We start from the raw sequence: 25,606 nt of genomic DNA, 5'->3' as shown, positions 1-25,606 counted from the left end.
ACCTGTTACGCCTGACGACCATAGCGAGCGTGAACCACCTGATTCCATGCCGAACTCAGCAGTGAAACCGCTTAGCGCCGATGGTAGTGTGGGGTCTCCCCATGTGAGAGTAGGTCATCGTCAGGCATTTATACTAAAAATCCCCCTGGGCATGCGCCCAGGGGGATTTTTTTGTCTTAAAAACTCACGAAGTGAAAGGCATAAAAAAGCCCTACCTCTTGGGGAGATAGGGCGATGTATGTAGAAGTGGAACCACTAGCGGCAGAGTGCTTCCAGCGCTTCTATCAAGCTATCCATTTCATTATCGGTACCGATGGTGATGCGCAGAAAGTTACTGAGAGTATCAGTATTGAAGTAGCGTACCAAAATTCCCCTTTCACGCAGGCCAGCAAACAGTTGTGCACCATCAAACTCAGGATGCTGGGCAAGCACGAAATTCGCTTTTGAAGGTAGTACTTCAAAGCCCAGGGTTTCCAGCCGTTGACGTGTGCGTTCACGGGTTGTGATGACATTATCCCGGCAGGCGTTAAAGTGAGCTTTGTCTTTTAGTGCTGCAATCCCAACCAGGCTTGCCAGACTATCGACGGGGTAGGAGTTGAAAGAGTCCTTCACCCGTTGCAGGCCATCAATAAGCTCCTTCGAGCCAATAGCGTAACCTAACCGTAAACCGGCCAAACTGCGTGACTTGGAGAATGTGCCTGTAACGAGCAGGTTAGGATAACGGCTAATCAGAGATACTGCGCTCTCTGCGCCAAAATCGACGTAGGCCTCATCTACCAGTACAACCCGGTCGGTAACGCGCTCCAGCAGTGATTCGATGGCCTCTAGCGGATGGGCATGTCCGGTGGGGGCATTGGGGTTGGCAAAAATAACTCCACTACGCTCAGACGCCTTGGCCAGTGCATCGATATCGACTTCCCACATGGCGTTGAGGGGATGCTTGCGCAGCGTCACGCCGTATAGATTGGCATAAACCGGATAGAAGCTATAAGTAACCGTAGGTACATCCAGCGGCGCGTCGTGGCAGAAAAACGCCTGGAAAGCGAAGGCCAGTACTTCATCGGACCCATTACCCACGAATGTCTCTTCAACGCTGACGCCATAGGTGTCTGCAAGCGCTACGCGCAATGCCATTGAGGTAGGATCAGGATAAAGGCGCAGATGATCGATGGCATAATCGCGCAGCGCTTCGCTTACCCCAGGCGCCGGTGGGTAGGGGTTTTCGTTAGTATTGAGTTTGATAACGCGTTCACGGGGCTGCTCGCCAGGCACATAAGGGGTAAGCTCCCTAACGGCTGGGCTCCAGTATTGGCTCATGGGGGTAACCTGATTATCCTAGCATGGTACGACATGGTCGCCTGATGATTGCCAGAGCGCAAGCATTCCTCTAATACCTGCGAATCAAAGCGGTCAATTGCTGAGTTACTGGGGGTGGGCGCCGCACCTTGTAGCGGTTATGCTGTCATAAGCGCGCGAAAGAAATGTATGTCCAACACGATAAGGAGACACCCAATGCAATTTAGGAGTTTGCTAGCCGGATCGGCTATGTTGGCACTGCTGGCGGGCTGTGCAACTGGTGGCCCAACGGATCAGCGCGAAGAGACAGGTGTGAGCGGGGCACAGGCTAACTATCAAGGTACTCTGCCTTGCCGTAACTGTGATGGTATCGATCTGGATGTGACTTTAGTGGGTGAAGAAACCAGCGTTCCTGAGGAGAGAACGTTCACTTTGGCGGCGACCTATCGCAACCACCCACAGACGCCACCGGATGAAAACTACGCTGGTAACTGGGAAGTACTAACGGGCACACCGTCTGACCCGGATGCAACGGTTTATGAGCTTACACCAGATGGTGATGGTCAAATTTACTACTTCATGCGTATTAACGAGCGTACTCTGGAGTTAATTGACCCCGAGCGCCGTCGTTTTGAAAATGGCGAGATGCTGCAGTTACAGCGTCAATAAGTAGTTACGCGACGCTCAAAGGCGGCCAATGGCCGCCTTTTGCATTTCTACTCAATGATGAAAGACGTTGTCGTAAGATCAGTGTTGGCCTGGACAGGAGTAAAATGGCGGTGGCAAAAGCAAAGAGTGCCTTTGTATGTACCGAATGTGGTGCGGAGTATCGGAAGTGGCAGGGCCAGTGTAGCAGTTGCCAGGAGTGGAATACGCTAAGTGAAATCCGTCTCGCCAGTGCACGCCCTGGCGGCAGTGCCACTACAGGTAGGGCTGGTTACGCTGGAGACCTTTCCAGAGATATCGTGGATCTCAGCAATGTGGATTTAAGCGAGGTTCCTCGTTTGACCTCAACCTTTGCTGAGTTTGACCGTGTCTTGGGTGGTGGCCTGGTGCCTGGTTCAGCGGTACTGCTTGGCGGTAATCCCGGTGCCGGTAAATCAACACTACTTTTGCAGACTGCCTGCAAACTTGCTCAGCAACGGCAAATCTTATATGTCACCGGGGAAGAGTCGTTGTCGCAAGTCGCCATGCGGGCGCACCGCTTACAGCTGCCCACCAATGGCTTGAAAATGCTGGCAGAAACCAGCGTTGAAACCATTTTGGCCGTTGCTGAGCGGGAAAAACCCGAGATTCTGGTGATCGACTCAATTCAAACCATGCACCTGGAAGACATAAGCTCAGCGCCGGGTGGTGTTGCTCAGGTACGGGAGTCGGCAGCGGCGCTGACACGCTTTGCCAAGCAGACCAATACCGTTTTACTGCTCGTTGGGCATGTCACGAAAGATGGCACCCTGGCGGGCCCTAAAGTACTTGAACATATGATTGACGCTTCACTGCTGTTGGAGGGCGGGGCTGATTCACGATTTAGAACCCTGCGAGGCCAGAAGAACCGTTTCGGAGCAGTGAACGAGTTGGGCGTGTTTGCGATGTTGGAACAGGGCCTGAAAGAGGTTAAAAACCCCAGTGCGATTTTTCTTTCGCGCCAGGAAGAGCAGGCGCCAGGTAGCCTGGTGATGGTGGTATGGGAAGGGACTCGCCCTATTCTGGTGGAAGTGCAGGCCTTGGTGGATGAGTCTGCTTTGGGTAATCCACGCCGTGTAGCGGTGGGCGTGGATCAAAACCGATTAGCGATGCTGCTGGCCGTGCTTAATCGCCATGGAGGGCTATTTACCGGCGACCAGGATGTGTTTCTTAACGTTGTGGGGGGGGTAAAAGTACTGGAAACCAGTGCTGATCTGGCTGTGTTATTGGCAGTGGTGTCCAGTCTACAGAACCGTGCCTTGCCCAAAGAGTTGGTGGTGTTTGGAGAAGTGGGGTTGTCTGGGGAAATTCGTCCTGTGCCCAGTGGGCAGGAGCGTATTGCTGAGGCCGCCAAACACGGTTTTTTACGCGCGATTGTTCCTCGTGCCAACGCACCTAAGCAGTCTCCCAGGGGAATGGAGGTTATCCCGGTTGATAAACTGAGCGATGCACTTGAGGCCCTGTAACGTGAGCTATTCTTATAGTGGCTGGCCATTAAGCTGCTATTTCACCGTCCAAGGAGAGACGCCATGAACTCGATTCGCTTAACCCAATACAGCCAGGGCGCTGGTAGTGGCTGCACGTTTGACCCTGATGTGCTGGATAGTATCCTCGCTAAAGCGGGGTCCGATGCAGGGCATAAGCGGCTCATTGTGGGTAACCTGGGACATGAAGGGGCTGCGGTTTATGATCTCGGCGATGGTCGTGGAATGATGGCTAGCACCGATTTTTTTATGCCAAACGTGGATGATCCTTTCGATTTTGGCCGGATTGCGGCGACGAATGCTATTAGTGATATTTACGCGATGGGCGGCAAGCCGGTGATGGCGTTAGGGATATTAGGCTGGCCGCTGGATAAGCTAAGCACAAAGGTGGCAGGTGACGTTATTGCCGGTGCCCAGGCGGTATGTCGGGAGCTGGGTGTCGCGCTTGCCGGTGGACACTCCATTGATGCACCTGAGCCACTGTTTGGCTTGACGGTCAATGGTTTGGTGGATTTGGAAACACTAAAGCTGAATTGTGACGCCAAACCCGGCGATTTGCTGTTTTTAACCAAGCCGTTGGGTGTCGGGTTACTCACTACTGCTGAAAAGAACGGTTTGCTTGCGGCTGGCCATCATGGGCTTGCACGGGAAACGATGCTGGCGCCCAACACTATCGGTATTGAATTGGCAAAGGTGAAAGGGGTGAATGCCATGGCCGGCGTTACCGGGTCTGGCTTGGCGGGTCACCTGGCTGACATGTGCCGTGCGAGCGGTGTCATGGCACGAATCGATTTTCGTCGTTTGCCCCGCCTTATTGAGGCCGAAACATATCGTCGGCAAGGAGCGGTGCCTGAAAGTGCTTTACGCAACCATGAGCTATTAGGGCAGGCATTACCATTGATGGATGAAGCCCATTGGCAGTGGCTGTGTGATCCCCAGACATCGGGTGGCTTGCTGTTTAGTGTGGACCCTGCCTGGGAGGATGATGTTGAGCGTATCGGACGAGAGCATGGCCTTACCCTTGAGCCATTTGGGGTTATAAAGAGAGCTCAGGGTAAGGAACTTATCGAGGTGGTGGGGTAGCCAAGTCAGTGGCTAAATTGTCTTTAGCCACTGAGTCATCACACGGTCCAGTAGTGGCGCTAGGCGATGATAGCGGGCTGGGTCTTCAAGAATTTGCTCGTTGGCCTGTAGAAAACGGTCTGTCGTGGTAGTTTTTGATGGTAAACGCTCACCACTATTAAGCAGCGTTGCCACGCTTGAATACGTGACTTCCAAGTGGCAGAGCAAGCCCACAACTCGCCCGGCATCCCAGGAGAACCCCTGCAACGGCGCTGCTGCACTACCCCCTAAAGGCAGCGCGTTATCAGGTAAGCTGAACACATGGCGATGCCACATAAAGGCCTCAAATTGCTCGGGGAGGTCGAAGCTACTGTCTGGTGCCAGTATCACCTGGTGCCAGCCGGCTTCGGGGTAGGTGCCAGGGGCAACGACCGCCCCCAGTGCCTCGGCAATCCATAGCGCTCCCAAGCCGATACCCAGGACAGGCTTTTGGCCATCAAGATAGCGATTGATCAGCTTGCGCTCAGCTTTGATCCACCCAGGCGGTTCGTTGAGCAACAGCTCGGGTCCATCCAGTACAATAAGTGCATCGCACTCGCCGGGACGCGGGGTAAGTTCGCCCGCGTAAAGATGAAAAACGGTGTAACTATGGCCCATACTCTCTAACCAGTCGGTAAGACGGGCTGGGCCATGGTCAGGGCCGTGCTGTAGCAGATGAATATGCATGGTAATCTCCTCGCCGGCCGATTAAATCCAGCGCTGCCAAAGATATCGGTAGCGCTTGTGCGACGATAACGTATCGTGTTCATTTCACCAATATCGTGACCCAGGAAATCAGCATGGTGGCAAAACCTTTAGGCTTTTATCAGCGGCTCCAGCTTCTGTCGCTGCCCGCCCAACAGGCATTTATGGCAGCATTGTGTGAGCGTCTGCTGCCCAACTATGCGCTGTATGAACAAACATCAGGTTATGGCGATGGGCATACCCTGCGTACTGTGCTTAATTTGGTGTGGGAGCGCCTGAGTGTGCCTAATGCCAGTATTGATTTTGCCCGTCAGGCAGAAAAACTCGCTGACTGCGAGCCGCCTGAAGAGGATGACAGTTTTGGTGCTCGCCGGGCGTTAGATGCGGTGGTATCCGTATCAGCATTGCTGGATACGCTGCAAGGGGAGTCCCCTGAGGCTGTGCTGGATGTAAGCCGCACCTCCCGCGCGGGCGTACGTGCCTTTATTGAGCTTACCGAAGGTGAAGAGGATGCCCAGACGCTTGCGCTGATCATTCGCGACCATCCGTTAATGGCCGATGAGAACGACTTCCAGGACGCCGTGTTGGAAGCCGTCAGCGAGCCAATGAACAAAACCACACTGAAAGAGATTCGTCAGTTAGGGCGTAACAACGGTATTAGTAATTTGGGCCTAACACTGGATGAGGAGAACAACTAGCGCAACCCCATGGGGCTGGTTAGAAACGCAGACCAGCCGTCACCATCATTCCAGCAGTACCAAAAACGATCAGGTCCGACTCAAAACGCCCCCACTGGATGCCAATGCTGGGCAGTACGGCTGGGGCTATTTCATAGCGGTTAAACGGGATTTTGTCGCGGAACTCATCCTTATAGCCACGTAGTAAACCGCCGGTAAATTTAGCTCTGACATTAATGTCATCGGTAAGCTGACCAAGGGGGAATTCACGCCCTACATAGAAGTACCAGGTAGGTTGGTCGAAAGAGTTTTTGAACCACGCGGTACCGGTTAGCCAGCGGTCGGGGTTATGTAGTTCGATACTCACCAGGTTCTGTTGATTGGTGTGCTCTGGGTCCGGGTCGAAATGACGCGTCAACAGGCTGGTTTGCACCAGGGTGTAATCGAGTTCAAGTGCGGGAGGCCAGTCTGGCAGAGAGAAGGCTGAGGCAGAGGCGCTCAGCCAAATCCCCGTTAGCCCACCAATCCATGGATAAGCGCGAGGCATGTCAAACTCCTAAAGCCGCATTTCGATGCCACGTTCCGCCATATAGCGCTTGGCTTCGGGGATCGTGTACTCACCAAAGTGGAAAATACTGGCCGCCAGTACCGCATCGGCGCCGCCTTTCAGCACTCCATCCACCAGATGGTCCAGGTTGCCCACTCCCCCGGACGCTATAACGGGAACACTGACTGCTTCGGATATGGCGCGGGTGACTCCCAGGTCGAAACCGATTTTGGTGCCGTCTCGATCCATACTGGTCAGCAGTAGTTCGCCTGCACCAAAGTCGACCATCTTTTTGGCCCATTCGATAGCATCCTGCCCCGTTGGCTTGCGCCCGCCATGGGTGAAAATCTCCCATCGCTCGGGTTCGCCTTCTTTAGAGACTTTTTTAGCGTCAATTGCCACCACGATACACTGGCTACCAAAGCGTTCAGCAGCTTCACGCACAAACTCTGGGTTGGTCACTGCTGCTGTATTGATTGAGACTTTATCCGCGCCTGCATTTAGCATGGTACGAATATCATCGCAGCTACGGATGCCACCACCAACGGTGAGGGGAATAAACACCTCTCCGGCAATGCGTTCTACCATCTCGACGGTGGTTGCCCGGTCTTCGTGGCTCGCTGTAATGTCGAGGAAGGTAATTTCGTCGGCACCCTGTTGGTTATAGCGCTGGGCGATCTCAACGGGGTCGCCGGCATCGCGAATACCGACAAAGTTAACGCCTTTCACCACGCGCCCGGCATCGACATCCAAACAGGGGATAATGCGTTTGGCTAAACTCATGCGCTGCCTCCGGTGAGTTGATCGCTCAGCCGCTGGGCTTCCGCCACATCCAGGCTGCCCTCATAAATGGCTCGGCCAGTAATAGCGCCCAGAATACCGCTGTCGGCAACATCACACAGCGCCTGAATATCACCGAGGTTGGTGACACCGCCAGAGGCGATAACTGGCAGGCCACCTTCCTTGGCAAGGGCTGCGGTGGCCTCCACATTCACTCCCTGCATCATGCCGTCTCGGGCAATGTCGGTGTAGACAATGCTGGAAACACCATCATTGGCAAAGCGCTTGGCTAACTCGGTGGCTTTTACGGTGGAGACTTCAGCCCAGCCATCGGTGGCCACAAAGCCATCTTTGGCATCCAGGCCAACAATAATATGATCAGGAAAGGCACGGCACATCTCACCAACGAAGTCCGGCTCCTTCACCGCTTTTGTGCCAATAATGACGTAGGAGACACCAGCGTTCAGATAGTGCTCAATCGTGTCTGCCGAACGGATACCACCGCCAATTTGAATGGTCAGGTCAGGGTAAGCGCGGGCAATGGCCGTTACTGCTTCACCGTTGACAGGTTTACCTTCAAAGGCGCCGTTCAGGTCTACAAGATGCAGTCTGCGTGCACCTGCTGCTACCCAGCGTGCAGCCATTGCAACGGGGTCATCGCCGTAGGAGGTTGCATCTTCCATCCGGCCCTGTTTCAAGCGAACACACTGGCCGTCTTTGAGATCGATTGCGGGAATTACCAACATAGTGAAACCTCTCAGGGCGTCCAGGTGACAAAGTTTTCCAGCAGACGCAGGCCTGCACGTGAGCTTTTTTCCGGGTGAAACTGCACGGCGAAAGTTGCATCGCGGCCAATGGCTACATGGGCGCTGACCTTGCCGTACTGGGTGGTACCAAACACTTGAGTGTCGTCGGCTGCATTAACGAAGTAGCTATGAACGAAATAGAAGTGCTCGTTATCGTCAATGCCTGCCCATAACGGGTGTTCGTGGTGCTGCGACACCAGATTCCAGCCCATATGGGGGACTTTCAGGCGCTGATCGTGTTGATCGCGCATATCGGCCGGGAAGCGATCCACACTGCCCTTAAAAAAGCCCAGGCAGTCTACTCCGCCGTTCTCTTCGCTGCGTTCCATCAGCATTTGCTGACCCACACAGATGCCTAATAGCGGTTTTGCCTGCCGCGTCAGGATATCATCCACCAGGCCCCGTAACTCGGTACGTTCCAGCTCGCCTACGCAGTCGCGAATAGCGCCCTGGCCGGGAAGAACCAAGCGTGTAGCGCCCAGAATGCGGCGTGGGTCACGGGTGATAATGACATTTTCATGGGTGACGTGTTCAAGCGCTTTCGCCACAGAGTGCAGGTTGCCCATTCCATAATCAATAACAGCAATGGTCATGAAGCGCTCCTTATCATGGTGGACGAGTAGCCGCTAGCAGCAACGCTCAACATTATAAGCTTCCTTTGGTGGACGGCATTTGGCCTGCCATACGTGGATCTTCAGCAGCCGCCATGCGTAACGCACGGCCAAAGGCTTTAAAAATAGTTTCAGCCTGGTGGTGAGCATTAAAGCCTTTTATGTTGTCGATATGCAGCGTTACGCGTGCATGGTTAACAAACCCCTGGAAGAACTCCCAGAACAACTGAGTATCCATACGGCCAATGGTATCGCGGGTGAAATCGACATTCATATAGAGACCCGGACGGCCGGAAAAATCGATCACCACCCGTGACAGCGCTTCATCAAGCGGAACATAGGCGTGGCCATAACGATAGATGCCGCGTTTGTCGCCAATGGCCTGATGAAATGCCTGACCCAGGGTAATGCCCAGGTCTTCTACGGTGTGGTGGTCATCAATATGCAGGTCTCCTGTTGCCTGGATATCCAGATCCACCATTCCATGCCGCGCTACCTGGTCAAGCATGTGGTCCAGAAACGGGACACCGGTTTCACAGCTGAGACGGCCTTCGCCATCAAGGTTGACGCTGACCGTAATCTGCGTTTCGTTGGTGTCACGGCTTACCGTGGCAATACGCGCTGACATGTTGCATCTCCTGCGCTGGGGCGCACGTTAGGAAGTGTCGGTGGAACATAGGCGACGTCACCACCGCTCAATCAAGGCATAATCTATGGTCAAAGCGACCATTATAGAGAATCGGTGTCCCCATCCGCTACAATGCGCGAAATGTAGCCGCCTGTTGTGGCGGTAGAATAGCAGCTTAGCTGCCTTGGCGAAGAGGATTTCACCATGCCGGTGACACTGCAGTATGTCGACCAGGCTCGTTGGGAGGCAGAGGATCAGGTGCGGATAGACCTGGTACGTATCTATGAGGATGCGCCCCAGGAGCGCATGCCCACCCCAACCGTCTTGCCGTTCATTGAGCGGCACCTAAAAAGGCAGCACTATTTTGCCTGCGCACATTTTAATGATCGGCTGCTAGGAGCAGTGGCTGTGCAGGAGGCCGATGATCGTGCATGGTGGCTATCGGAGCTCTGCGTTCGGAAAACCACGCGGCGGCGAGGCGTCGGGACACGGTTGATGGCGCTGTTAGGGGAGCAAGCAAAAAAGGAAGGCCGAGTACTGCGGATTGAAACTGCTTCGCTGCCGCTGGCCGACCGTGTATTGCTGTCAAAACTTGGCTATCGGCCAGTGGCAAATGAACACCCCTCTGAGCCGGAGGCTCCGGCTACCAGTGATTTTGTTGAGCTAGACCCACAAGGGAAAGGGTAATGAGACAGTTATTACGCATTTTTCTAGCCGCGGTTGGTATTTTGGCGATAGTAGCAGTGGCCGCCGTGGTGTATGTCACCACCTTTTTAGACCCTGAGGACTTCAAGCCCCGTTTGACGGCGGTGGTGGAAGAGCAAACCGGCCTTAACCTTGCTTTGGAGGGGCCCATCACCTGGTCGTTTTACCCGCGTATTGGTGTTAGCGTCGAACGGGCACAGGCATGGCTGCCAGAGCAGTCACCCGCTGACACCGCCTTTGCGGCCATTGAGCGTGCGGAAGTCAGTGTGGCATTTGCACCGCTACTGCGTGGTGAAATTGCCGTTGACGGGCTAACGCTTGATGGTATGCGCTTAAATCTTGTGCGCAATTCAGATGGTGAGGGTAATTGGCAACCGTTGCTGGAGCGCCTGGCTGAGCAAAGCAATGAGACCGCAGAGACTGTGCTGGCTCCCGCCAGTGCCGGCCCCAATGCGGATGCCGGCAGCCTATCGGTGGTGCTAAATATCGCCAGCGTAGAAGTAAAAGATGCGGATATCCGTTTCCGTGATGAACAAAACCAATCTCTATGGCGTGTGCAGCCACTGAACATCTCGGGTAGTAATGTGAACCCCGTTCGCTCCTTCCCCCTAAAGGCGATGTTCACGCTCACCAAGCATAATCGTCTGGATGCGGAAGCCCTGGAACGCGCACCTGAGTTAACCAGTGAAGTCAACCTGGAAACCCGTTTACGTTTGGGATTGGATGAAGAGCGTTTAACCTTCGAAAATACCCAGCTCACCACCCGTACGCACCGTGCTAATGAGGAAGCACCACAGCAATTAAGCCTCAAAGCGGCAGAAATTGTTGCCCGAATGGATGAACAACAGATCAGTGTTAGCGAAGGTGTATTGGAAGCGGGCCTACGCAACCCTGATAACTGGCAGGGCAGCCTTGCACTCTCTCTTGTGTTTGGTTTGGAGAGTGACTGGGTCGCACAAACCGCCCAACTGACAGATGCTCAACTTACTGGGCCCGATGGCCTCCGGGTCAGTGGTCACTTGAATATTGAGCAATTGCGGGATAACCCCCAATACCGAGGTCAAATTACTGCTGCGCCATTTACCCTACGGCCCTGGCTTTCTCGTGCGGGGGTAACGCTTAATACCGCCGGCGAGGCGGCGTTAAGCGATGTGGCCATGACCAGCCCCATTGAGGGCAACATGGATCAGGTGGCTCTACCGCGCCTCTCCCTGGTGGTTGACAGCAGTACCTTTACCGGAGAAGCGTCTGCAGCGCTGGACGGTACACGGCTGGCCTTTAACCTCTCAGGCGATCAACTGAATCTGGACCACTACCTGCCTGGACCCATCGAGGCCCCGCAGGCCAGCCGCGGAATGTTACGCAAAGCTTTTGCCCAAACTGAAGAGGCGCTATTGCCGCAAGAGTGGCTGAGTACGCTCTCCCTTGATGGGACGTTAAGTCTTGACCAGTTCCAACTGGCCGGACTGGCCTTTAGTGACACGCGTTTACAGCTCCAGGGAGACGAGGGTATACATCAGCTGTCGGCATTCGAATCGCGCTTTTATGATGGGCAGCTCAGCGCCACTGGTCGCCTGGATGCCAGCGGCAGCGTGCTTGAGTGGCAGCTTTCCCCTCATATCCGTAATGTGCAGGTGGCACCACTGATTGAATCCTTTAGTGAAGAAGACTCTCCGCTACGGGGGCGTTTCAATCTGGAAGGCGCACTAACTACGCAAGGAAATGGCCGTGATGTGCTTATCAGTAATCTCAATGGAGAGCTGACTGCCAGACTAAATGAAGGGGCTATTTTAGAGACCAACATCTCCCGGGAAATGTGTGAACTGGTGGCCCAACTGGAAGGGGAAGGCACTGTGCGTGACTGGCATCCTGATACCCGTTTTGAGCGCTTTGATGCCACCTTCCTGGTGCGTAATGGCGTCGTAACCAGTGAGGATTTGCTGATTACGCTGCCGGGTATTGATGTTCAGGGCGAGGGTGAGTTTGACCTTGCCAGTATGAACTTTGTCACCCGGGCGAATGCTCGTCTGGTAGATACGGCAGACGCTGCCTGTCAGGTAAATCCCCGGTTTGCAGAGCTTCCGCTACCCGTTCTGTGTGAAGGGCATGTAGGCGATGAGAACACGCAGTGGTGCCGTTTTGATCGCACCGCCTTTCAAGCTTCCGTGGTAGATGTGCTGCGCAGCGAAGCCGGAAGCCGTGTGGAAGAAGAGCTGGAGGGGCGTCTTGGTGAGTCCCTGGACCAGTTGGACGAACGTCTTGGTGAAGGAGTAGGTCAGGAACTTCGTGAAGGTATTCGTCGTCTGTTTAACTGAGCATCCATGCACGTCAGTTCTGCGCCGGCCCTTATGTCGGCGCTTTTTTTCGCGTCAATAACCTTCTTGATAAGATCCTTTGTGGGGTGACGTCATCATGCTGCTTTACTGTTTTAAGGAATCCGTATGGCTGATATGCCGACGCCGTGTTTAACGGCTGAAGAATTTCAACGCCGTTTGCTCTCCTGGTTCGATCTGCATGGGCGCCATAACTTGCCTTGGCAGTCTCCTCGCAGTGCGTATCGGGTATGGGTTTCGGAAATTATGCTTCAACAAACCCAGGTCACCACTGTCATTCCCTATTTCGAGCGCTTTGTGACACGCTTCCCAACCCTTGAAGCACTTGCTAACGCCCCTCAGGACGAGGTTCTCCACCTTTGGACAGGGCTTGGCTACTACGCCCGTGCCCGCAATCTCCACAAAGCGGCCCAAGTGGCACTGGAGAGCCACGGTGGGGACTTGCCAACAGAGAGTGTTGAGACGCTAATGGCCCTGCCGGGGATTGGCCGTTCTACCGCTGGCGCGATCATTGCTCAGAGTGTTGGATACCGGGCAGCCATCTTAGACGGCAATGTGAAGCGCTCACTCACTCGCCTTCACGCTATATCCGGGTGGCCGGGTAAACCTGCCGTAGAACGTAAACTTTGGGCGCTTGCTGAATACTACACTCCTGATACCCGGCTGGCCGACTACACCCAGGCGATGATGGATTTTGGGGCAACACTGTGTAAGCGCAGCAGGCCAGATTGCATGATTTGCCCATTCAACGACGTATGCAGTGCCTACCAACAGGGGGAACCACAGCGCTTCCCCGAATCGAAGCCAAAGAAAACGCTGCCTACCCGGGAAACCATTATGCTATTGCTGCGCGACAGAGAAGGGCGCGTATGGTTAGAGCAGCGACCACCAAGTGGTCTATGGGGTGGTTTATGGTGTCTTCCTCAGTTTGAAAACCAGCGGGCACTGAACGACTGGCTCACTAATAACACAAGCCAGCCAGAGTGGCAGACGCCTTTGCCCGCTTTTGCCCATACCTTCAGTCATTTCCGGTTGATGATTACGCCTCAGCCAGTCAACTGCGAAAGGATAAACGGCGTAAGAGAGAAAGGCGTATGGTATGACGTTAACCATCCACCTGCGTTAGGCTTGGCGGCACCGGTAAAGTTGCTGCTTAGCCAACTGACTCCCTTTGCGCTACATCTGACGCCAGGGCCTTGATAACCACTGTTCAAACCTACCAGGCCCAAGCGACCCGATTGCCTATACAAGAAAGGAGTATGCCATGAGTAATACCGTTTTTTGCCGTAAGTACCAAAAGGAGCTGCCTGCTCTACCATTTCCTCCACTGCCAGGTAAGCAAGGTCAGGAGATCCAGGCCACTGTCTCCAAGCAAGCCTGGGAAGAGTGGCAAGCGCTGCAAACCCGTCTGATCAACGAGAAGCACCTCAACATGCTGGAACCCGAAGCGCGCGCCTACCTGATGGAACAGATGCAGCGCTTCCTGGATAACGAAGCCACTGATCAAGCGGAAGGGTATGTTCCCCCTACGCAAGCCTAAGCAGTCGCTGTGATGAGAGTGGTCGTGATGAGATAGTGCGATGGGGTAAGGCAGGCATACAGAGCCATACCAGAGGTGACTTTTGCTAAACGATGATTACCCTGAGAGTTGCCCTAACCATGTGACTAGCAAGAAAGTTTCACAAAGGTATTGACGAAAAGCGGTGTTTCTAGTTTAATACGCACCGTTGGCAGCGGCCAGATAGCTCAGTTGGTAGAGCAGGGGATTGAAAATCCCCGTGTCGGCGGTTCGATTCCGTCTCTGGCCACCACACTGCTGGGGTATCGCCAAGTGGTAAGGCACCGGTTTTTGGTATCGGCATTCCCAGGTTCGAATCCTGGTACCCCAGCCATTGCCAACAAGATTTCTTGTTGATTGCAAAGCCTAACAGCAATGCAGTCATTTTCTCAAGAAAACGTGAAGCGCCGACATAGCTCAGTTGGTAGAGCAACTGACTTGTAATCAGTAGGTCCCGGGTTCGACTCCTGGTGTCGGCACCACTAAAAGTGGTTAAAAAGCGTTTGACTTGACGATTCTCGAAGACATGTCGATTAGTGCTTTTCCTCCGATCTTTCCATAGAGACGGGGAATTTGGCATGCGTATCATAGCCGTATTATCAACCAAAGGTGGGGTGGGGAAAACCACTACTACTGCGAATCTAGGCGGACTACTAGCCGATGCAGGCCTGCGGGTGCTGCTGGTCTCGATAGTCAGCCGACCCTTTCAAGTTACTACCCCCTTTCCCACGAAGCCCCAGGCGGCGTTTATGAGCTGATGGCCCTCAGCGAGACTCGCGCTGAGAGAATCATCTCGCATACCGTGATCAATGGGCTCGACCTGATAGCTTCCAATGATTATCAGGGGCAACTTCCTCAACTGCTGCTCAGTGCTCCCGACGGGCGCTTTCGACTTTCTCAGCTACTCGAAACCGGCTCGCTGGCCGAGTACGACGTCATCCTGCTCGATACCCAAGGTGCCCGTTCCATTACCATGGAAGCGGCAGCTCTCGCTGCTGACCATGCCTTATCTCCCGTCACAGCTGATGTGCTGTCTGCACGTGAATTCGTGCGTGGCACTCTCGGCATGTTCGGTGAACTTGAGCAACTGACAAGTTACACCTCTCTGTCTGTCCCTCCTTTATCACTGCTACTCAACCGTCTGGACGAAACCCGTAACTCTCAGGAAGTCGCGCAATCCTTGCGCAGCATGTTTAGCGATGATCAGGGGCGATCCGTTCGTGTGCTGGATAGCGCCTTTCGCATGCTGTCCGCATTTAAAATGGCCGGCGCTGCAGGTGAACCGATCCACCGTTTTGAGCCTACAAAGCCGTACAAACGAGTGACACCTGCCGGTGCGGATCTGATCAAGTCTGTTGCCTGCGAACTCAATCCAGACTGGGTAGACGCCATCAAGTCGATGCCGGTGAGTGGACCATTGGGAGGGCTGGCAAATGAACGCCATTGATCCGATTGAGATGATCCCAATGCCGCCACAAGACCAATTTCTGGAAGCACTTCCACCGCATTCAATTGAGGCCGAGCACTCTCTGTTAGGTGGTCTGATGCTCGACAATCACATGTGGGATGAGATCGCTGACGTGATCACCACCCCGATGTTCTACCATCCTGCCAATCGTATGTTATTCGACGCCATGCGCGAACTGTCAGCACACGATCAGCCGCTGGATGTTGTCACGGTTTCCGAGGTCCTTGAGGCCAAGAATCAGTTGGACATTACCGGAGGCCTGGCATCGTTAGCTGAGCTGGCACGCAACACCCCATCAGCCCGCAACATCGCTGCGTACGCTGAGATTGTGCGCGACCGCTATCAATTGCGGATGCTCGCTCAAACCGCAGCTGACATGAATCGCCAGGCACTCAACCCTCTTGGGCAGACCGCCGAGTCGATCATCGAAGCGGGCGAACAGGCGCTTTTCCGCATCGTTGAGGAGCGTGGTGGCCATGAGCTCAGCAGCGTCACCGACATGCTCAACCGAGCTGTCGACAAAATTGATGCTGCTTGCCAAAGCGATGGCGGTGTGACGGGTGTACCGACGGGGTACTTGGATCTGGATCGTATGACAGCTGGTTTGCAGCCTAGTGATCTGATCATCATCGCGGGACGTCCCAGTATGGGTAAGACAGCCTTCGGACTCGGGCTGTGTGAAAACGCTTTATTCTCCAAAGCAACCACTGCTTCCGGGCCGGTCTTCGTGTTCTCACTTGAAATGCCAGAAGATCAGTTAATGCTGCGCATGCTGGCCAGTGTTGGGCGTATCTCATTGCAGAAACTGCGTACCGGTGACCTGGAAGGTGAGGATTGGTCGAAGCTGGCAGCAGCGACACTGCGTATCAAGGAGCTGGAAGGTAGGCTGTTTATTGATGATTCTGTGGGGATTTCTGCTTCGACTCTGAAGGCGAGGGCTCGCCGCTTGGCTCGTCGTCATGGAGCGCCCTCGCTAATTCTGGTCGATTACCTGCAGCTTCTGGAGGAGAACAATAGCGAAAACCGGAATCTTGAAATTAGTGCTATCAGCCGAATCTTGAAAGGCGTCGCTAAAGAACTGCACTGTCCGTTAATCGCTCTTTCTCAGCTCAACCGGGCAGTGGAGAACCGCCCTAACAAGCGTCCAGTGATGGCTGACCTTCGTGATAGCGGTGCAATCGAGCAAGACGCAGACATGATTGGCTTCGTCTACCGCGACGAGGTCTATCACCCCGATGATCCCGACAACACTGGCCTCGCCGAACTCATTCTTGCGAAGCAGCGCAACGGCCCTCTCGGTACTGTGCATTTCACATTCCTGGGTGAGTGCACACGATTCGAATCTTTGGAGTGGAAACACCAGGAGGGGTGGTCATGAAAGAGGTCACACTCAGCCAACCTTCGACCTTGATCTACGACTGGTTCGAGTCGGATAACCGACAGATTCATACACTATGGGTTCAGGTCGATTTTTGCCGAATCTTCCCTGATGAATCCATAGCATGGGTGGATGGGAACGCTCTGCAGGAGGCGATCGCAGCGGATGAACTGCCTCGTGATACAGCGCCGAATTGGTTTCACGTATTGCTTGAAGACGACAATGAAACGATCAGTAGCATCTTCAAAAGTCACAAAATGAATATCCCGGCAACCGCTCTCCCGGTGCAGCAGTTCATCGATCATCAGCTTCAGCGTAAGCTCGATGCACTTCGACAGAAGGGACAGCCGCCGATGGCACCTCTTAAGAAGATCAAGCTCAACTCAGTTTCTCCCCTCGACTCCACCCCACTCAGGTACCGCGCAGAGGCATGTCATGAGGGGGTTCTGCTAAACCCGATACTGCCTGCGAGTTTCGATGATCAGGAGCCTGGTGAACTCACACTTGTTGAGAAAAAACACTGGTGGAACCGCCCTTACATTATTACGCGTGAACTTGCAGGGGGTATGGAGAGCTATAAACGCTTCCCTAATGGCCAGGCCTTTGACGTGTGTTGCCTTGATGGCCGCACTGGCAATAGCACACCCACCCGGTGGGGAGAGGCTGACACCCTGGAAGCGGCCCTGGAGATTGTACGGTGCAAACGACCGGCATTACCGGGAGGATCTCATCATGGTGCGCTCTGAGACGTTCAATCCGATTCAGGAGATCCAGGAGCTAGAGACTCGCTTGCAGGCCCGGCGTGAAGAGTTGAGGGCGCTCGAACAAGAGTGCCGTGCCCTACGTGCGCAGCGTCGTCAATTGATTCAGAGTCTCGAAGGGCAGCTCGATCTGTTTCGTGACCAGATGAGCCTCAGTGAGCAGTTGCTCAAGGAGGTGCGGCATGGCTAGTCAGCCACGTAGTACCAAGGGGATTGAGAAAGTCATCCGCTACGCCACGTCGCACGATTGGCAGGTCAGCCGTACGCGAGGTGGGCACATCCGCCTGACCAAGCCGGGATGCGCTACCGTCTTTACCAGCTGCACACCCAGTGATAGCCAGAGGGCAACGCTCAATGCGATTTCCCAGTTACGCCGTGCTGAGCGCGATGCACAGGAGCTGCACTGATGGATCAACGACTGACAGCTACCAAATATTACTGCCGGTACCCAGCGGCTGATGAGGCGACTTCAAAAGCCGCCTTTGCACTGTTACAGGCATACGTCGGCCAGCTATGGCCAGCTCCAGAGGATGAACTGAGTTTGTCGACCCGGTGGGCGCTGCTCCATCAGCCCTCAATCGCAGAGGAGCAGCTGTTAATCCGCGTCTATCGGGAAGTTCGGGAGTGCCTTAACGTGCTGGGTCTGACGCCAGAGCAGGTTCAATCGGTTCTACGTGAACACGAATCGAGTGAAACGCCACCTGTCCAGCAGAAGGAACCACCTCATGAATAACGTCAAGAACGCGATAATGGGGTGTTGGGCAGTGAGTCACGATATCACTGGGAAAGGATACGGTTTCCCCCATACGGGGAATGATCATCGTCTCACCTTCTGCGTAGACGATGTAGTTCAACGTTGGATCAGAGGTGGGGACTGGCACCCAGTAACCGCTGTCGTCTTGAACAAGGTATTTCACGCGATAGCGAATGCGCGGATTGTCACTGTTCTCCGTTTTTTCCATTATGTCGGGCCTCCTTTAGCCAGTAGTTTGAAGGTTGCTTTGCTAGAGCCCCATCAATCTACCACGGGATGCGCTACCGTCTTTACCAGCTGCACACCCAGTGATAGCCAGAGGGCAACGCTCAATGCGATTGCCCTGTTACGCCGTGCTGAGCGCGATGGAGGTGTTCGATGAAAGATGAACACCTACTTGATCTAGGCCGACTGCAGGGCATGGTGCTGGCCGCTGGGATGATCGCCCGATCCTGTCCTGTTGAGGCTGAGGAGATACTGAGGGCTGCTGGTATATTCGCCGGTGACGACCTGGACGGCTGTGCAGCATACGACATCAAGCAGCTGATTGAGGCGCGTATAGAGATACCAGGTCTACATGCCGCCTGGCAGAAAGCACGCCGTGAGGAGAGTGCACAGGATGACCCAGAGCGGTCTCCAACTAACGCACAAGCCGGTTTTGCTGCGGTCAGACATTCCTTCTCAATAGATGACGTGTTCACACCGACGGTGGAAGTCTTATTGAAAGCGTACGCGGGTCTGTCAAATGCAGATGATTTGAATGCTCTCAATTCGAGTATTCACGGTACGACATGGGTTGAAGAAATCCTGGTGAAGAATGCCAATACCCCACGCTCCAAAGGCATCTGGAGACGCATTGCCTATCGTGACTTTTTGTCTGCCATGTCGATTCTCTGGATCTCTCCCCTAAGGGCCATTGATGCCATGAAGAAGCTTCTGGTTCAGCCAGATATTGCCGGGCGTCAATTGGCCTTTCTGGTCGATGTTATGAGTGACTTGATGATACAGGAGTCTCCGTCAGCACCAACGGAGGACATCGAGTGGGAACTCGGTGAGGTATATGCAGAGACGACACTGGATACGTCTTCCGTCCCGCACGAGCCGAGGGAATGGCTCATGCAGGCCTATATGGAGTTCCGTACCCTCCTGACAAGGCTAAGTATTACTCCTGATCACGTTCATCATGTTCTAGCAGCAAGGTTACATGGTGATAGCAAATGGGACGATCGCCGTCCTGAGGGTAAGTGAAATGATGAAACACTCTCTTGACCCGATGCCATTCGCTGCATGGACTCGTTGGATCAGCAACGTTGGTGTTCATGCCAAACAATTCACCTTCGCGTGGAAGAACTGGCGGGCTCCCAGAAATGGGGATAACGGCGTACCCCCGACCACTGGGTACTTCGATATCGCTATCAACAATTTCACACGTCACGGAGAACTGGGTTTCCATCTTTTCCATTATGTCGGGCCTCCTTTGGCCAGTAGTTTGAAGGTTGCTTTGCTAGAGCCCCATCAATCTACCACGGGATGCGCCCGGCACCCTTTCGTGGGCACCTCCAGAGCAGGAGGTGCCCAATGATCCCTGATCGCGTGATGCGCAAAATCAAGCGCTGCTTAGCATTGTCGAACAGTGCCAACGACAACGAGGCTGGCATTGCCCTGCGTCAGGCCCAAGCGCTGATGGCCCAATACGGTGTCAACCAGGAGGATCTTGCATTGGCTGATTTCGATATGGCGAATGCAAGTACCGCAGCGGGCAAAAAACCACCGCGCTATCTGGAGCAACTTGCTCAACTGATCAATCGGGTGTTTGGTACTTCCACTGTGTACTCCACTCGTCGTGATGGCATTCGTATTTGCGGACGCTACGAATTTGTCGGCCCAAAGGACGCCGTCCAGGTCGCTGCGTATGCCTATGTGGTTCTACAGAGGCAACTCATTCGTGACCGTCGCGCTTTCCAGAAGACGCTCAACAAGCGTCTCAAGCGGGAGACCAAAACTCGCCGTGGCGATGCGTTTGCAGAAGCGTGGGTTGCCGGAGCGTATACGGTAGTAACTCCGCTGGCACTAACTGACGAAGTGAGAGAGCTCCATCGCAAATATCGGGAGTTCCGTTATGGCGAGCTTGAGTCGCTGCAGACCCGCGAGCACAAAGCATTAAAGCAGCACGATCAACATGCCGTGTTTGTCGGCTACCACGCTGGCAGTAAGGCCCGTTTATCTGCGGGCGTCGCCGCGACTCGCCGGGAGGAACTGAGCCATGGATAGCACGATTGCCGCCGTCGCGGAAGGAACAGCGGAGGGAACCTTATTATGAGCAAAAAGCATATGACGCAGGAAGAAATCGTCAAAAAGCTGCAACAGCCTGGTCCAAAACTGAATCGTGAGCCGGTGACACGGTTGGGGGCGCCCATGAGGGAAATGGGCATTGAGGTGACGCTTGATGATGTGCGCCCTTATGACCGCAATCCGCGCGGTAAGCGCAACCCCAAGTTCGACGAGATCAAAGCATCGATCCGCGCCGCTGGGTTGAAGCATCCCCCGGTGCTGACCCAGCGTCCGGGTGACGACAAGTACATGATCTCCGATGGCGGCAACACGCGCCTGGAGATTATGAAAGAGCTCTATGCTGAGACGGGGGATGAGCGGTTCTACCGTTTCCACGCCATTTATCGCCCCTGGATTTCCGAAGCCGCCGCCATGGCAGGCCATCTCAGCGAGAACGAAACCCGGGGGGATCTGAGCTGGATCGACAAGTGCCTGGGCATGCAGGCGCTGAAACAGGAACTGGAAACAGACCTTAACAAGCCACTGTCGCAGAGTGAGCTGGCTCGCCAGGCCAAGGCGCTGGGCTATGCGATTGATCAGAGCCATATCAGCCGTATGCTCTATACCCTCGAACACCTCTGGCCGACGCTACCCCTGACGCTGCAAAGTGGTATGGGACGACCTCAAGTCAAGACAGCCATCCGCTACCGTGAAGCCACCCAACTGATCTGGGATTACTGCGAGGTCAAACCGAAGGAGGCATTCGACGTGGCCTGGCACGAGACCATGGTCCCGTTTGATCGTGAGGATCAGGATGTCCTGCCCTGGTCGATTGTCGAAGACCGCCTGCTGGGCATGCTTGAGGCCGAAATGCAGGTCCACTTGGCCCCTCTTGATCATGCACTGAGCACGATTCTGGAATACCGCCAACGCCGCTACTCTCTGGATGAGCATCGGGATCAGATCTGGGGGCCGCTGGATGTCGAGTTGGGCCGTCGCGAAGGAATCCCCGGGACGTTATACCCGCCGTTGCCGGAACCGAAAGACAATAAAGAAACACTCACGTCCCAAGAGCTGCAGGGAGTAAGCGCCCCCCTTCAGGCACCGACCGGAGCGAAGGAACCCGAGACAGTCTCGCCCACCACCACGGCCAGCCCGCAAACAGATCGCGATGGTACTTCCGGCGGCCAGGAGCTCGATGAACTTCGCCGTCAGATCGAGGTGCTGCAGGAAGAGAATGCCTCTCTGACAGAGCAAGTCGCTACGCCACTGGGATCAACCAGCCAGGCGAGTGCACCGTTTGTCGATGAGCATGAAGAGAGTGGCGCCGAGTGGGTAGGCGAGGCATTGACCGAAGAGGAGCGGCAGCAGCGTATTGCGGATCAGACCCTCTCGCCGGTACGCGAATCGGAAGGGCATCGAAATCTGCGCGAGATGCTGGCTCGTCAGAACGGTGGGGAGCCTATCAACTTTGAGGCCAGCGCGATACGCAGCATCCCGCTGATGAGCGATGGTCCTGACGGTGGCCCCATCCATCCGATTACCGACATCTGGACAGTCGAACCGCAGTATCTGGATACGGATAACCTGCGCCTGCAGATCAACCAGTTTGCGCAGGGTCTTGCTCGTTGGGCGGGTTTCTGCCGACCCGGCGATGAGTTTTACCCGGTACAACCTTCGGAAGAAGGAGTGGGGTTCCACCTGGAGCCATTGAATGATGAACAGGCCCAGAGTCCCCGAGCACAAAAAGTGTGGCAATTGCTGGCTTGTCTGGCTGGTGAGCCACTTCATCCGATGTACCCCGATGCAGCGCTGGTGGGGGAGCTGCTGGGCACCTGCAGTGACGAGGACGCGCTGCCGGATGATCTGCTGGTACGTCTCTATCGCATGGTACGGCTGGCCCGCGTCCTTCGCGAAGAGCTCAAACGGTATGGAGAGTATGAGGAGGACGCATTATGAGCAGTCAATCCGTGACGTTTGCCATTCTCAACCAGGCCATTGTTTTCATCCGCGAGGGCAATATGAGCCGTGCCAAATCGCTGGGCTTTACCGAAGGCGAACTCCGTGAGCTGCGTCGCCTGTCGGCCAGCGACCTGGAGGAGCTGGCGAGAGAAAAGCAGACAATATGCAGGTTCCAGGTTGATCACGAAATGCTCCATGCCAGGATCCGTCGTCTCACACAGGATCAAGACCGCGAAGGGCAGATTGACCGTTGCCTTGAGCTTGGTGCCAGTGTCGCAATGATGGCGACATTTTTCGGCTTGACGCCAAACGATGTCTCGACACGCCGCCTCATGCTCAACCTGGAGACACGACCAGGCCGCCAGGCACTCCCCCCGGAAGAGGAGGAACACGAAGCCTGGCACCGTTGGCAAGCGATCTCATCGGATGCCAAGGATCCGCTTCGCGCCCCAGAGGATCTGACCGGCATGATCGCGTTGGCAGAGGAGACCGGCCTCACCCTGACAGCGATATGGAGTTTAGTCAAAGGCTGGGTGAATGCTGATCCAGCGAAATACCCTGACGAGGAAGCCCCACACAAGAGTGACCTGACATCAAGAGGTACAGCATGTCGCGCATAGAAGACTGGGAAATTCTCGTCGGTCGTGCTGCATCGGCCATCACCCAACGCCGAGGCCATCACGCCTCGGCGTTGGAGCATGGTGACGGTGCACACGAACATGCCGATGGACTTGTGTTTCTGGGCAATGTCCATGAGACCGTACCGAGAGGATTATTACTCGACCGCCGGTTGGGGGCGGTCGATGTTCTGGGTTGGCAGATGATTCGACTATTGTGTAATGCAGACCGAACCACGGCGTTCCCGAGCTACGATGAACTGCAGCCACTCCTCAGAAGCAGCATTGGCACCCAGGCTTCACGAGGTACGGTGGCCAGAGTAATGGCCATCCTGCGACTCACACGCTGGTTGAGCCTTAGCCACCGGGCACGCCACGCCACCAACGGACGCGTGATCGGCAACGTTTACGTGCTGCATGATGAACCGGTGAATCCCGCAGACGCCAGTATCCTCGACCGAGAGTATTTCACGTTTGTGGAGATGTCCCTGCGGCACAGCAACCGAGCTGTCAGAGAAGTGGCAGAAGCGGTTCGTATCGACCTCTTGAAGCAGGGGTACACCATCGAGAGCCGCAAAGCACCTGCTACTCCACGATCAATGGATCTACTGAACCGACGGGCGCGACGATTCCAGGAGATGCAGCCGAAGCCCAGTTCCCAGGGCGAACCAGGCCAGTTCTCCAACGGTTCCCCTGAGTTCTCGGCGCGAACTAAGCCCAGAAACAACAACTTAGGCCTTGGTTCTCAGAGCGAACCAAGGCAGTTCCCAGCGCGAACCATCCCCAGTTCTCAGAGCGAACTAAGTCTAAAATCAATCACTTATCGCTTAGTTCCCATAGCGAACTCTGCCCTTACTACAGTACGTAGTAGTAATAATAACTTACGTACTTGTAACGGTAGCCAGAATCATGACAGTGGCACATGGGAACTATTCTGGTCTGACAAGCTTGAAGTCCCATCTGGAGAACGGCGTTCGATCCTCCGTGCCCTTGAGGGGCTGGCATTCGATCTACAACAGGCCGTGCTTGACGAGACGGCAGGCAAAGTAGCCGAGGGCAAAAGCTCCAGCCCCATGGGCTTGCTGCACACTTTGATCAAACGAGCGGCTGCAGGTGAATTCCGGCCGACACAGCATGCACAGCAACAAGCCGAACGGCGGGGCCAGCGGTACATCCAGGCCACATCTGGAACACCTGGACCCCGATCAACACCAACGTCACCGTTAGCCCAAACTGACACACCGTATTCGCCGCAGCCAACGGTAACGGACGAAGAGAAGCAACAATCGAAGCAGGTCGCTCGTGCAGCACGGGAGCAGATGATGAAGGCGCTGGGACTCAAACGGGATAAGTTGCCACCGGCGCTACGATAGCCGCAGCGATAGCAAGTAACCCAAGGGGATTGCTCAACCGATTATTTACACTCAGTCGGCATTAAGATTTTTGCTGGTTCACGGTATGACGACGGGGCAGTGTCGAGCGAACTCAACGGAAAGCGAGACTGGATATGGCTGTAGACGTTAACTCAATGGGGGCACTGCGTAGCAAGATTGTTCTGACCTTACACACCTACCATGCTGCCCGGCTGTGGTGGGGGCGTGGCGTGGAGTCAGGCAAGCCCCAGATTATTGGCATGCGGCAGTTCCTTTTTTTAACAGGTGCCATTCAGCGCAACGTGACCCGTGACGACCCGTACGCTGATCACTGGATGCTCCAGATCGACGCAAAGCTGAAGGATGTCCGTGAAGCCCTGGACGTGCTCATGGCCGAATCCGAACGGGTGTTAAATCACATACCTGACGAACTAACCATCGAAGAGAACATAAACCAGAAACCGTTCACGACCCAGGTGTATACCGGTGGACAACAGGGATGGCTTGCCGTAACCCTGCTGGCAGACTTCGATCGTGCAGCTCGCAATATCCTACTGGCTGCACATACCTCGTTTATCTCACGTGACGATGCTTTTAATCTCTTGCGTCAGGCCAATCGAACCATGCGCGGGATGTGTGCTTACCCGCAGCGTTATCCAGGCTATAGCGGCGTCACTCGTGACGATTTTGCTGCCAATAATGCCAAAGCGCGTGAGGCGCGTGAGAAGTACGGAGAGTTGCCCAAGGAAGTGTTGGAGGGGACGTTGCGCAGTCCCTTTGCCCCGCGGATCCATAAACCAGAGTCTGCAACAGCAAGAATGTCTTCCGCTGCAAGTAAGAAAGTTGACTCAGGGAAAGGCCAGGCGAAGGCACCGGGTGACGGTGAGTTGGATCTGAATGCGGATTTGAACGATGAGCCGCTGGAAGGTGAAGACGTTGACTCAGTAGATAAGCAGTAACCCCAGGCAGGACGAGGTGGCTGAGCTATGGCACTGCCATAGAGTTTACTTAGGAATGTGCTCACAGCGATCAGGTAGATGAGCTATGGCACTGCCATAGAGTTTACTTAGGAATGTGCTCACAGCGATCAGGTAGATGAGCTATGGC

The 25,606-nt window shown here is 54.7% G+C and carries 26 protein-coding genes, 3 tRNA genes, 1 rRNA gene and 1 pseudogene; 23 read left to right on the top strand and 8 right to left on the bottom strand.

All coding sequences use genetic code 11. From position 1 onward, the window contains the following. Positions 1 to 10 precede the first annotated feature (10 nt). Positions 11 to 126: ribosomal RNA gene (rrf, locus tag HP566_RS15730) — 5S ribosomal RNA — on the top strand. Positions 127 to 255: 129 nt separating this feature from the next. Here rrf and hisC read toward each other — a convergent pair. Then, positions 256 to 1,317: a histidinol-phosphate transaminase gene (gene hisC / locus HP566_RS15725; protein WP_249978222.1), complete on the bottom strand. Its 1,062-nt coding sequence runs from the start codon at positions 1,315 to 1,317 to the stop codon at positions 256 to 258. A gap of 195 nt (positions 1,318 to 1,512) precedes the next feature. On the opposite strand from hisC, the gene HP566_RS15720 reads away from it, so the two are divergent. The 3 genes from HP566_RS15720 (at position 1,513) to selD (ending at position 4,547) form a co-directional block, all read left to right on the top strand. Further along, a complete protein-coding gene (locus tag HP566_RS15720; RefSeq protein WP_249978221.1) occupies positions 1,513 to 1,965 on the top strand; it encodes a copper resistance protein NlpE N-terminal domain-containing protein in 453 nt (150 codons plus the stop codon). Between the two features lie 110 nt (positions 1,966 to 2,075). Further along, entirely contained in the window at positions 2,076 to 3,446 is a 1,371-nt protein-coding gene (gene radA / locus HP566_RS15715) for a DNA repair protein RadA (protein ID WP_249978224.1), read from the top strand. A 63-nt stretch (positions 3,447 to 3,509) separates the two neighbouring features. Continuing rightward, complete coding sequence (gene selD / locus HP566_RS15710) at positions 3,510 to 4,547, top strand: selenide, water dikinase SelD (protein ID WP_249978220.1); 1,038 nt, start codon at positions 3,510 to 3,512, stop codon at positions 4,545 to 4,547. A 12-nt stretch (positions 4,548 to 4,559) separates the two neighbouring features. Here the strand turns inward: selD and HP566_RS15705 are convergent, their stop codons facing one another. Beyond that, positions 4,560 to 5,252 carry a type 1 glutamine amidotransferase gene (locus HP566_RS15705; RefSeq protein WP_249978219.1) on the bottom strand — a complete coding sequence of 231 codons (693 nt, stop codon included), beginning with the start codon at positions 5,250 to 5,252 and terminating at the stop codon, positions 4,560 to 4,562. Between the two features lie 113 nt (positions 5,253 to 5,365). On the opposite strand from HP566_RS15705, the gene HP566_RS15700 reads away from it, so the two are divergent. After that, positions 5,366 to 5,968 (top strand): YjaG family protein, encoded by a 603-nt coding sequence (locus HP566_RS15700; protein ID WP_249978218.1) that lies wholly within the window; start codon positions 5,366 to 5,368, stop codon positions 5,966 to 5,968. 19 nt (positions 5,969 to 5,987) lie between these two features. Here the strand turns inward: HP566_RS15700 and HP566_RS15695 are convergent, their stop codons facing one another. From HP566_RS15695 to hisB, 5 genes are read right to left on the bottom strand one after another with little or no spacing between them, the layout of a single operon-like run. Continuing rightward, complete coding sequence (locus HP566_RS15695) at positions 5,988 to 6,494, bottom strand: hypothetical protein (RefSeq protein ID WP_249978217.1); 507 nt, start codon at positions 6,492 to 6,494, stop codon at positions 5,988 to 5,990. A 9-nt stretch (positions 6,495 to 6,503) separates the two neighbouring features. After that, on the bottom strand, positions 6,504 to 7,277 hold the full coding sequence (hisF, locus tag HP566_RS15690; protein ID WP_249978216.1) for an imidazole glycerol phosphate synthase subunit HisF: 774 nt from the start codon (positions 7,275 to 7,277) through the stop codon (positions 6,504 to 6,506). Continuing rightward, on the bottom strand, positions 7,274 to 8,020 hold the full coding sequence (gene hisA, locus HP566_RS15685) for a 1-(5-phosphoribosyl)-5-[(5-phosphoribosylamino)methylideneamino]imidazole-4-carboxamide isomerase (protein WP_249978215.1): 747 nt from the start codon (positions 8,018 to 8,020) through the stop codon (positions 7,274 to 7,276). Before hisA ends, hisF begins: the two co-directional genes overlap by 4 nt. An 11-nt stretch (positions 8,021 to 8,031) precedes the next feature. Beyond that, positions 8,032 to 8,673 carry an imidazole glycerol phosphate synthase subunit HisH gene (gene hisH / locus HP566_RS15680; RefSeq protein ID WP_249978214.1) on the bottom strand — a complete coding sequence of 214 codons (642 nt, stop codon included), beginning with the start codon at positions 8,671 to 8,673 and terminating at the stop codon, positions 8,032 to 8,034. Positions 8,674 to 8,725: 52 nt separating this feature from the next. Continuing rightward, entirely contained in the window at positions 8,726 to 9,319 is a 594-nt protein-coding gene (gene hisB / locus HP566_RS15675) for an imidazoleglycerol-phosphate dehydratase HisB (protein ID WP_249978213.1), read from the bottom strand. Between the two features lie 204 nt (positions 9,320 to 9,523). Between hisB and HP566_RS15670 the strand changes: the two genes are divergently transcribed. From HP566_RS15670 to HP566_RS15615, 12 genes and pseudogenes are all read left to right on the top strand, one after another. Then, positions 9,524 to 10,006, top strand: a complete 483-nt coding sequence (locus HP566_RS15670) for an acetyl-CoA sensor PanZ family protein (protein ID WP_249978212.1) — start codon at positions 9,524 to 9,526, stop codon at positions 10,004 to 10,006. After that, a complete protein-coding gene (locus HP566_RS15665; RefSeq protein WP_249978211.1) occupies positions 10,006 to 12,339 on the top strand; it encodes an AsmA family protein in 2,334 nt (777 codons plus the stop codon). The genes HP566_RS15670 and HP566_RS15665 overlap by 1 nt, the downstream gene beginning before the upstream one ends. 126 nt (positions 12,340 to 12,465) lie before the next feature. Further along, positions 12,466 to 13,557 carry an A/G-specific adenine glycosylase gene (gene mutY / locus HP566_RS15660; RefSeq protein WP_249978210.1) on the top strand — a complete coding sequence of 364 codons (1,092 nt, stop codon included), beginning with the start codon at positions 12,466 to 12,468 and terminating at the stop codon, positions 13,555 to 13,557. A gap of 64 nt (positions 13,558 to 13,621) precedes the next feature. Beyond that, positions 13,622 to 13,897: an oxidative damage protection protein gene (locus tag HP566_RS15655; RefSeq protein ID WP_249978209.1), complete on the top strand. Its 276-nt coding sequence runs from the start codon at positions 13,622 to 13,624 to the stop codon at positions 13,895 to 13,897. Between the two features lie 195 nt (positions 13,898 to 14,092). Beyond that, positions 14,093 to 14,168, top strand: a tRNA-Phe gene (locus tag HP566_RS15650). Between the two features lie 6 nt (positions 14,169 to 14,174). Continuing rightward, a tRNA-Gln gene (locus HP566_RS15645) sits at positions 14,175 to 14,249 on the top strand. Positions 14,250 to 14,321: 72 nt separating this feature from the next. Then, positions 14,322 to 14,397: transfer RNA gene (locus tag HP566_RS15640), tRNA-Thr, on the top strand. Positions 14,398 to 14,493: 96 nt separating this feature from the next. Then, positions 14,494 to 15,362, top strand: a pseudogene (locus HP566_RS15635) (ParA family protein). Positions 15,363 to 15,372: 10 nt separating this feature from the next. Beyond that, positions 15,373 to 16,761 (top strand): replicative DNA helicase, encoded by a 1,389-nt coding sequence (gene dnaB, locus HP566_RS15630; protein ID WP_249978223.1) that lies wholly within the window; start codon positions 15,373 to 15,375, stop codon positions 16,759 to 16,761. Next, positions 16,758 to 17,507, top strand: coding sequence for a hypothetical protein (locus HP566_RS15625; RefSeq protein ID WP_249978208.1), 750 nt, complete (start codon positions 16,758 to 16,760; stop codon positions 17,505 to 17,507). Before dnaB ends, HP566_RS15625 begins: the two co-directional genes overlap by 4 nt. After that, positions 17,494 to 17,712: a hypothetical protein gene (locus HP566_RS15620; protein ID WP_249978207.1), complete on the top strand. Its 219-nt coding sequence runs from the start codon at positions 17,494 to 17,496 to the stop codon at positions 17,710 to 17,712. The genes HP566_RS15625 and HP566_RS15620 overlap by 14 nt, the downstream gene beginning before the upstream one ends. Beyond that, positions 17,705 to 17,929, top strand: a complete 225-nt coding sequence (locus tag HP566_RS15615; protein ID WP_249978206.1) for a type II toxin-antitoxin system HicA family toxin — start codon at positions 17,705 to 17,707, stop codon at positions 17,927 to 17,929. The genes HP566_RS15620 and HP566_RS15615 overlap by 8 nt, the downstream gene beginning before the upstream one ends. A gap of 222 nt (positions 17,930 to 18,151) precedes the next feature. On the opposite strand, the gene HP566_RS15610 is transcribed toward HP566_RS15615, so the two are convergent. Then, the gene (locus HP566_RS15610; protein WP_249978205.1) at positions 18,152 to 18,484 is read right to left on the bottom strand and encodes a hypothetical protein; all 333 of its coding nucleotides are present in this window, start codon (positions 18,482 to 18,484) and stop codon (positions 18,152 to 18,154) included. A gap of 170 nt (positions 18,485 to 18,654) precedes the next feature. On the opposite strand from HP566_RS15610, the gene HP566_RS15605 reads away from it, so the two are divergent. The 6 genes from HP566_RS15605 (at position 18,655) to HP566_RS15580 (ending at position 25,458) form a co-directional block, all read left to right on the top strand. Continuing rightward, the gene (locus tag HP566_RS15605; RefSeq protein WP_249978204.1) at positions 18,655 to 19,524 is read left to right on the top strand and encodes a hypothetical protein; all 870 of its coding nucleotides are present in this window, start codon (positions 18,655 to 18,657) and stop codon (positions 19,522 to 19,524) included. A gap of 330 nt (positions 19,525 to 19,854) precedes the next feature. Then, entirely contained in the window at positions 19,855 to 20,547 is a 693-nt protein-coding gene (locus HP566_RS15600) for a DUF2786 domain-containing protein (RefSeq protein WP_249978203.1), read from the top strand. 45 nt (positions 20,548 to 20,592) lie between these two features. Then, on the top strand, positions 20,593 to 22,506 hold the full coding sequence (locus HP566_RS15595; RefSeq protein WP_249978202.1) for a ParB family protein: 1,914 nt from the start codon (positions 20,593 to 20,595) through the stop codon (positions 22,504 to 22,506). Beyond that, entirely contained in the window at positions 22,503 to 23,129 is a 627-nt protein-coding gene (locus HP566_RS15590; protein WP_249978201.1) for a DUF2857 domain-containing protein, read from the top strand. Before HP566_RS15595 ends, HP566_RS15590 begins: the two co-directional genes overlap by 4 nt. After that, complete coding sequence (locus HP566_RS15585; RefSeq protein WP_249978200.1) at positions 23,117 to 24,499, top strand: STY4528 family pathogenicity island replication protein; 1,383 nt, start codon at positions 23,117 to 23,119, stop codon at positions 24,497 to 24,499. The genes HP566_RS15590 and HP566_RS15585 overlap by 13 nt, the downstream gene beginning before the upstream one ends. Positions 24,500 to 24,633: 134 nt before the next feature. Then, the gene (locus HP566_RS15580; RefSeq protein ID WP_249978199.1) at positions 24,634 to 25,458 is read left to right on the top strand and encodes a PFL_4669 family integrating conjugative element protein; all 825 of its coding nucleotides are present in this window, start codon (positions 24,634 to 24,636) and stop codon (positions 25,456 to 25,458) included. Positions 25,459 to 25,606 lie beyond the last annotated feature (148 nt).

The organism is Vreelandella olivaria (assembly GCF_023507745.1).
GTDB lineage: Bacteria > Pseudomonadota > Gammaproteobacteria > Pseudomonadales > Halomonadaceae > Vreelandella > Vreelandella olivaria_A.
The sequence above is the reverse complement of the archived record's forward strand: the minus strand, read 5'-3'. Positions and strand labels throughout refer to the sequence as shown.

Excerpts from the sequence above, each read along its gene's own strand:
- HP566_RS15700 (WP_249978218.1), top strand. The coding sequence starts at position 5,366 with ATGGTGGCAAAACCTTTAGGCTTTTATCAGCGGCTCCAGCTTCTGTCG.
- hisB (WP_249978213.1), bottom strand. The coding sequence starts at position 9,319 with ATGTCAGCGCGTATTGCCACGGTAAGCCGTGACACCAACGAAACGCAG.
- HP566_RS15705 (WP_249978219.1), bottom strand. The coding sequence starts at position 5,252 with ATGCATATTCATCTGCTACAGCACGGCCCTGACCATGGCCCAGCCCGT.
- hisF (WP_249978216.1), bottom strand. The coding sequence starts at position 7,277 with ATGAGTTTAGCCAAACGCATTATCCCCTGTTTGGATGTCGATGCCGGG.
- HP566_RS15655 (WP_249978209.1), top strand. The coding sequence starts at position 13,622 with ATGAGTAATACCGTTTTTTGCCGTAAGTACCAAAAGGAGCTGCCTGCT.
- hisH (WP_249978214.1), bottom strand. The coding sequence starts at position 8,673 with ATGACCATTGCTGTTATTGATTATGGAATGGGCAACCTGCACTCTGTG.
- selD (WP_249978220.1), top strand. The coding sequence starts at position 3,510 with ATGAACTCGATTCGCTTAACCCAATACAGCCAGGGCGCTGGTAGTGGC.
- HP566_RS15665 (WP_249978211.1), top strand. The coding sequence starts at position 10,006 with ATGAGACAGTTATTACGCATTTTTCTAGCCGCGGTTGGTATTTTGGCG.
- HP566_RS15670 (WP_249978212.1), top strand. The coding sequence starts at position 9,524 with ATGCCGGTGACACTGCAGTATGTCGACCAGGCTCGTTGGGAGGCAGAG.
- HP566_RS15695 (WP_249978217.1), bottom strand. The coding sequence starts at position 6,494 with ATGCCTCGCGCTTATCCATGGATTGGTGGGCTAACGGGGATTTGGCTG.
- HP566_RS15600 (WP_249978203.1), top strand. The coding sequence starts at position 19,855 with ATGATCCCTGATCGCGTGATGCGCAAAATCAAGCGCTGCTTAGCATTG.
- hisC (WP_249978222.1), bottom strand. The coding sequence starts at position 1,317 with ATGAGCCAATACTGGAGCCCAGCCGTTAGGGAGCTTACCCCTTATGTG.
- hisA (WP_249978215.1), bottom strand. The coding sequence starts at position 8,020 with ATGTTGGTAATTCCCGCAATCGATCTCAAAGACGGCCAGTGTGTTCGC.
- HP566_RS15580 (WP_249978199.1), top strand. The coding sequence starts at position 24,634 with ATGGCTGTAGACGTTAACTCAATGGGGGCACTGCGTAGCAAGATTGTT.
- HP566_RS15615 (WP_249978206.1), top strand. The coding sequence starts at position 17,705 with ATGGCTAGTCAGCCACGTAGTACCAAGGGGATTGAGAAAGTCATCCGC.
- HP566_RS15610 (WP_249978205.1), bottom strand. The coding sequence starts at position 18,484 with ATGGAAAAAACGGAGAACAGTGACAATCCGCGCATTCGCTATCGCGTG.
- HP566_RS15590 (WP_249978201.1), top strand. The coding sequence starts at position 22,503 with ATGAGCAGTCAATCCGTGACGTTTGCCATTCTCAACCAGGCCATTGTT.
- HP566_RS15605 (WP_249978204.1), top strand. The coding sequence starts at position 18,655 with ATGAAAGATGAACACCTACTTGATCTAGGCCGACTGCAGGGCATGGTG.
- mutY (WP_249978210.1), top strand. The coding sequence starts at position 12,466 with ATGGCTGATATGCCGACGCCGTGTTTAACGGCTGAAGAATTTCAACGC.
- HP566_RS15625 (WP_249978208.1), top strand. The coding sequence starts at position 16,758 with ATGAAAGAGGTCACACTCAGCCAACCTTCGACCTTGATCTACGACTGG.
- HP566_RS15595 (WP_249978202.1), top strand. The coding sequence starts at position 20,593 with ATGAGCAAAAAGCATATGACGCAGGAAGAAATCGTCAAAAAGCTGCAA.
- HP566_RS15585 (WP_249978200.1), top strand. The coding sequence starts at position 23,117 with ATGTCGCGCATAGAAGACTGGGAAATTCTCGTCGGTCGTGCTGCATCG.
- HP566_RS15620 (WP_249978207.1), top strand. The coding sequence starts at position 17,494 with ATGGTGCGCTCTGAGACGTTCAATCCGATTCAGGAGATCCAGGAGCTA.
- HP566_RS15720 (WP_249978221.1), top strand. The coding sequence starts at position 1,513 with ATGCAATTTAGGAGTTTGCTAGCCGGATCGGCTATGTTGGCACTGCTG.
- dnaB (WP_249978223.1), top strand. The coding sequence starts at position 15,373 with ATGATCCCAATGCCGCCACAAGACCAATTTCTGGAAGCACTTCCACCG.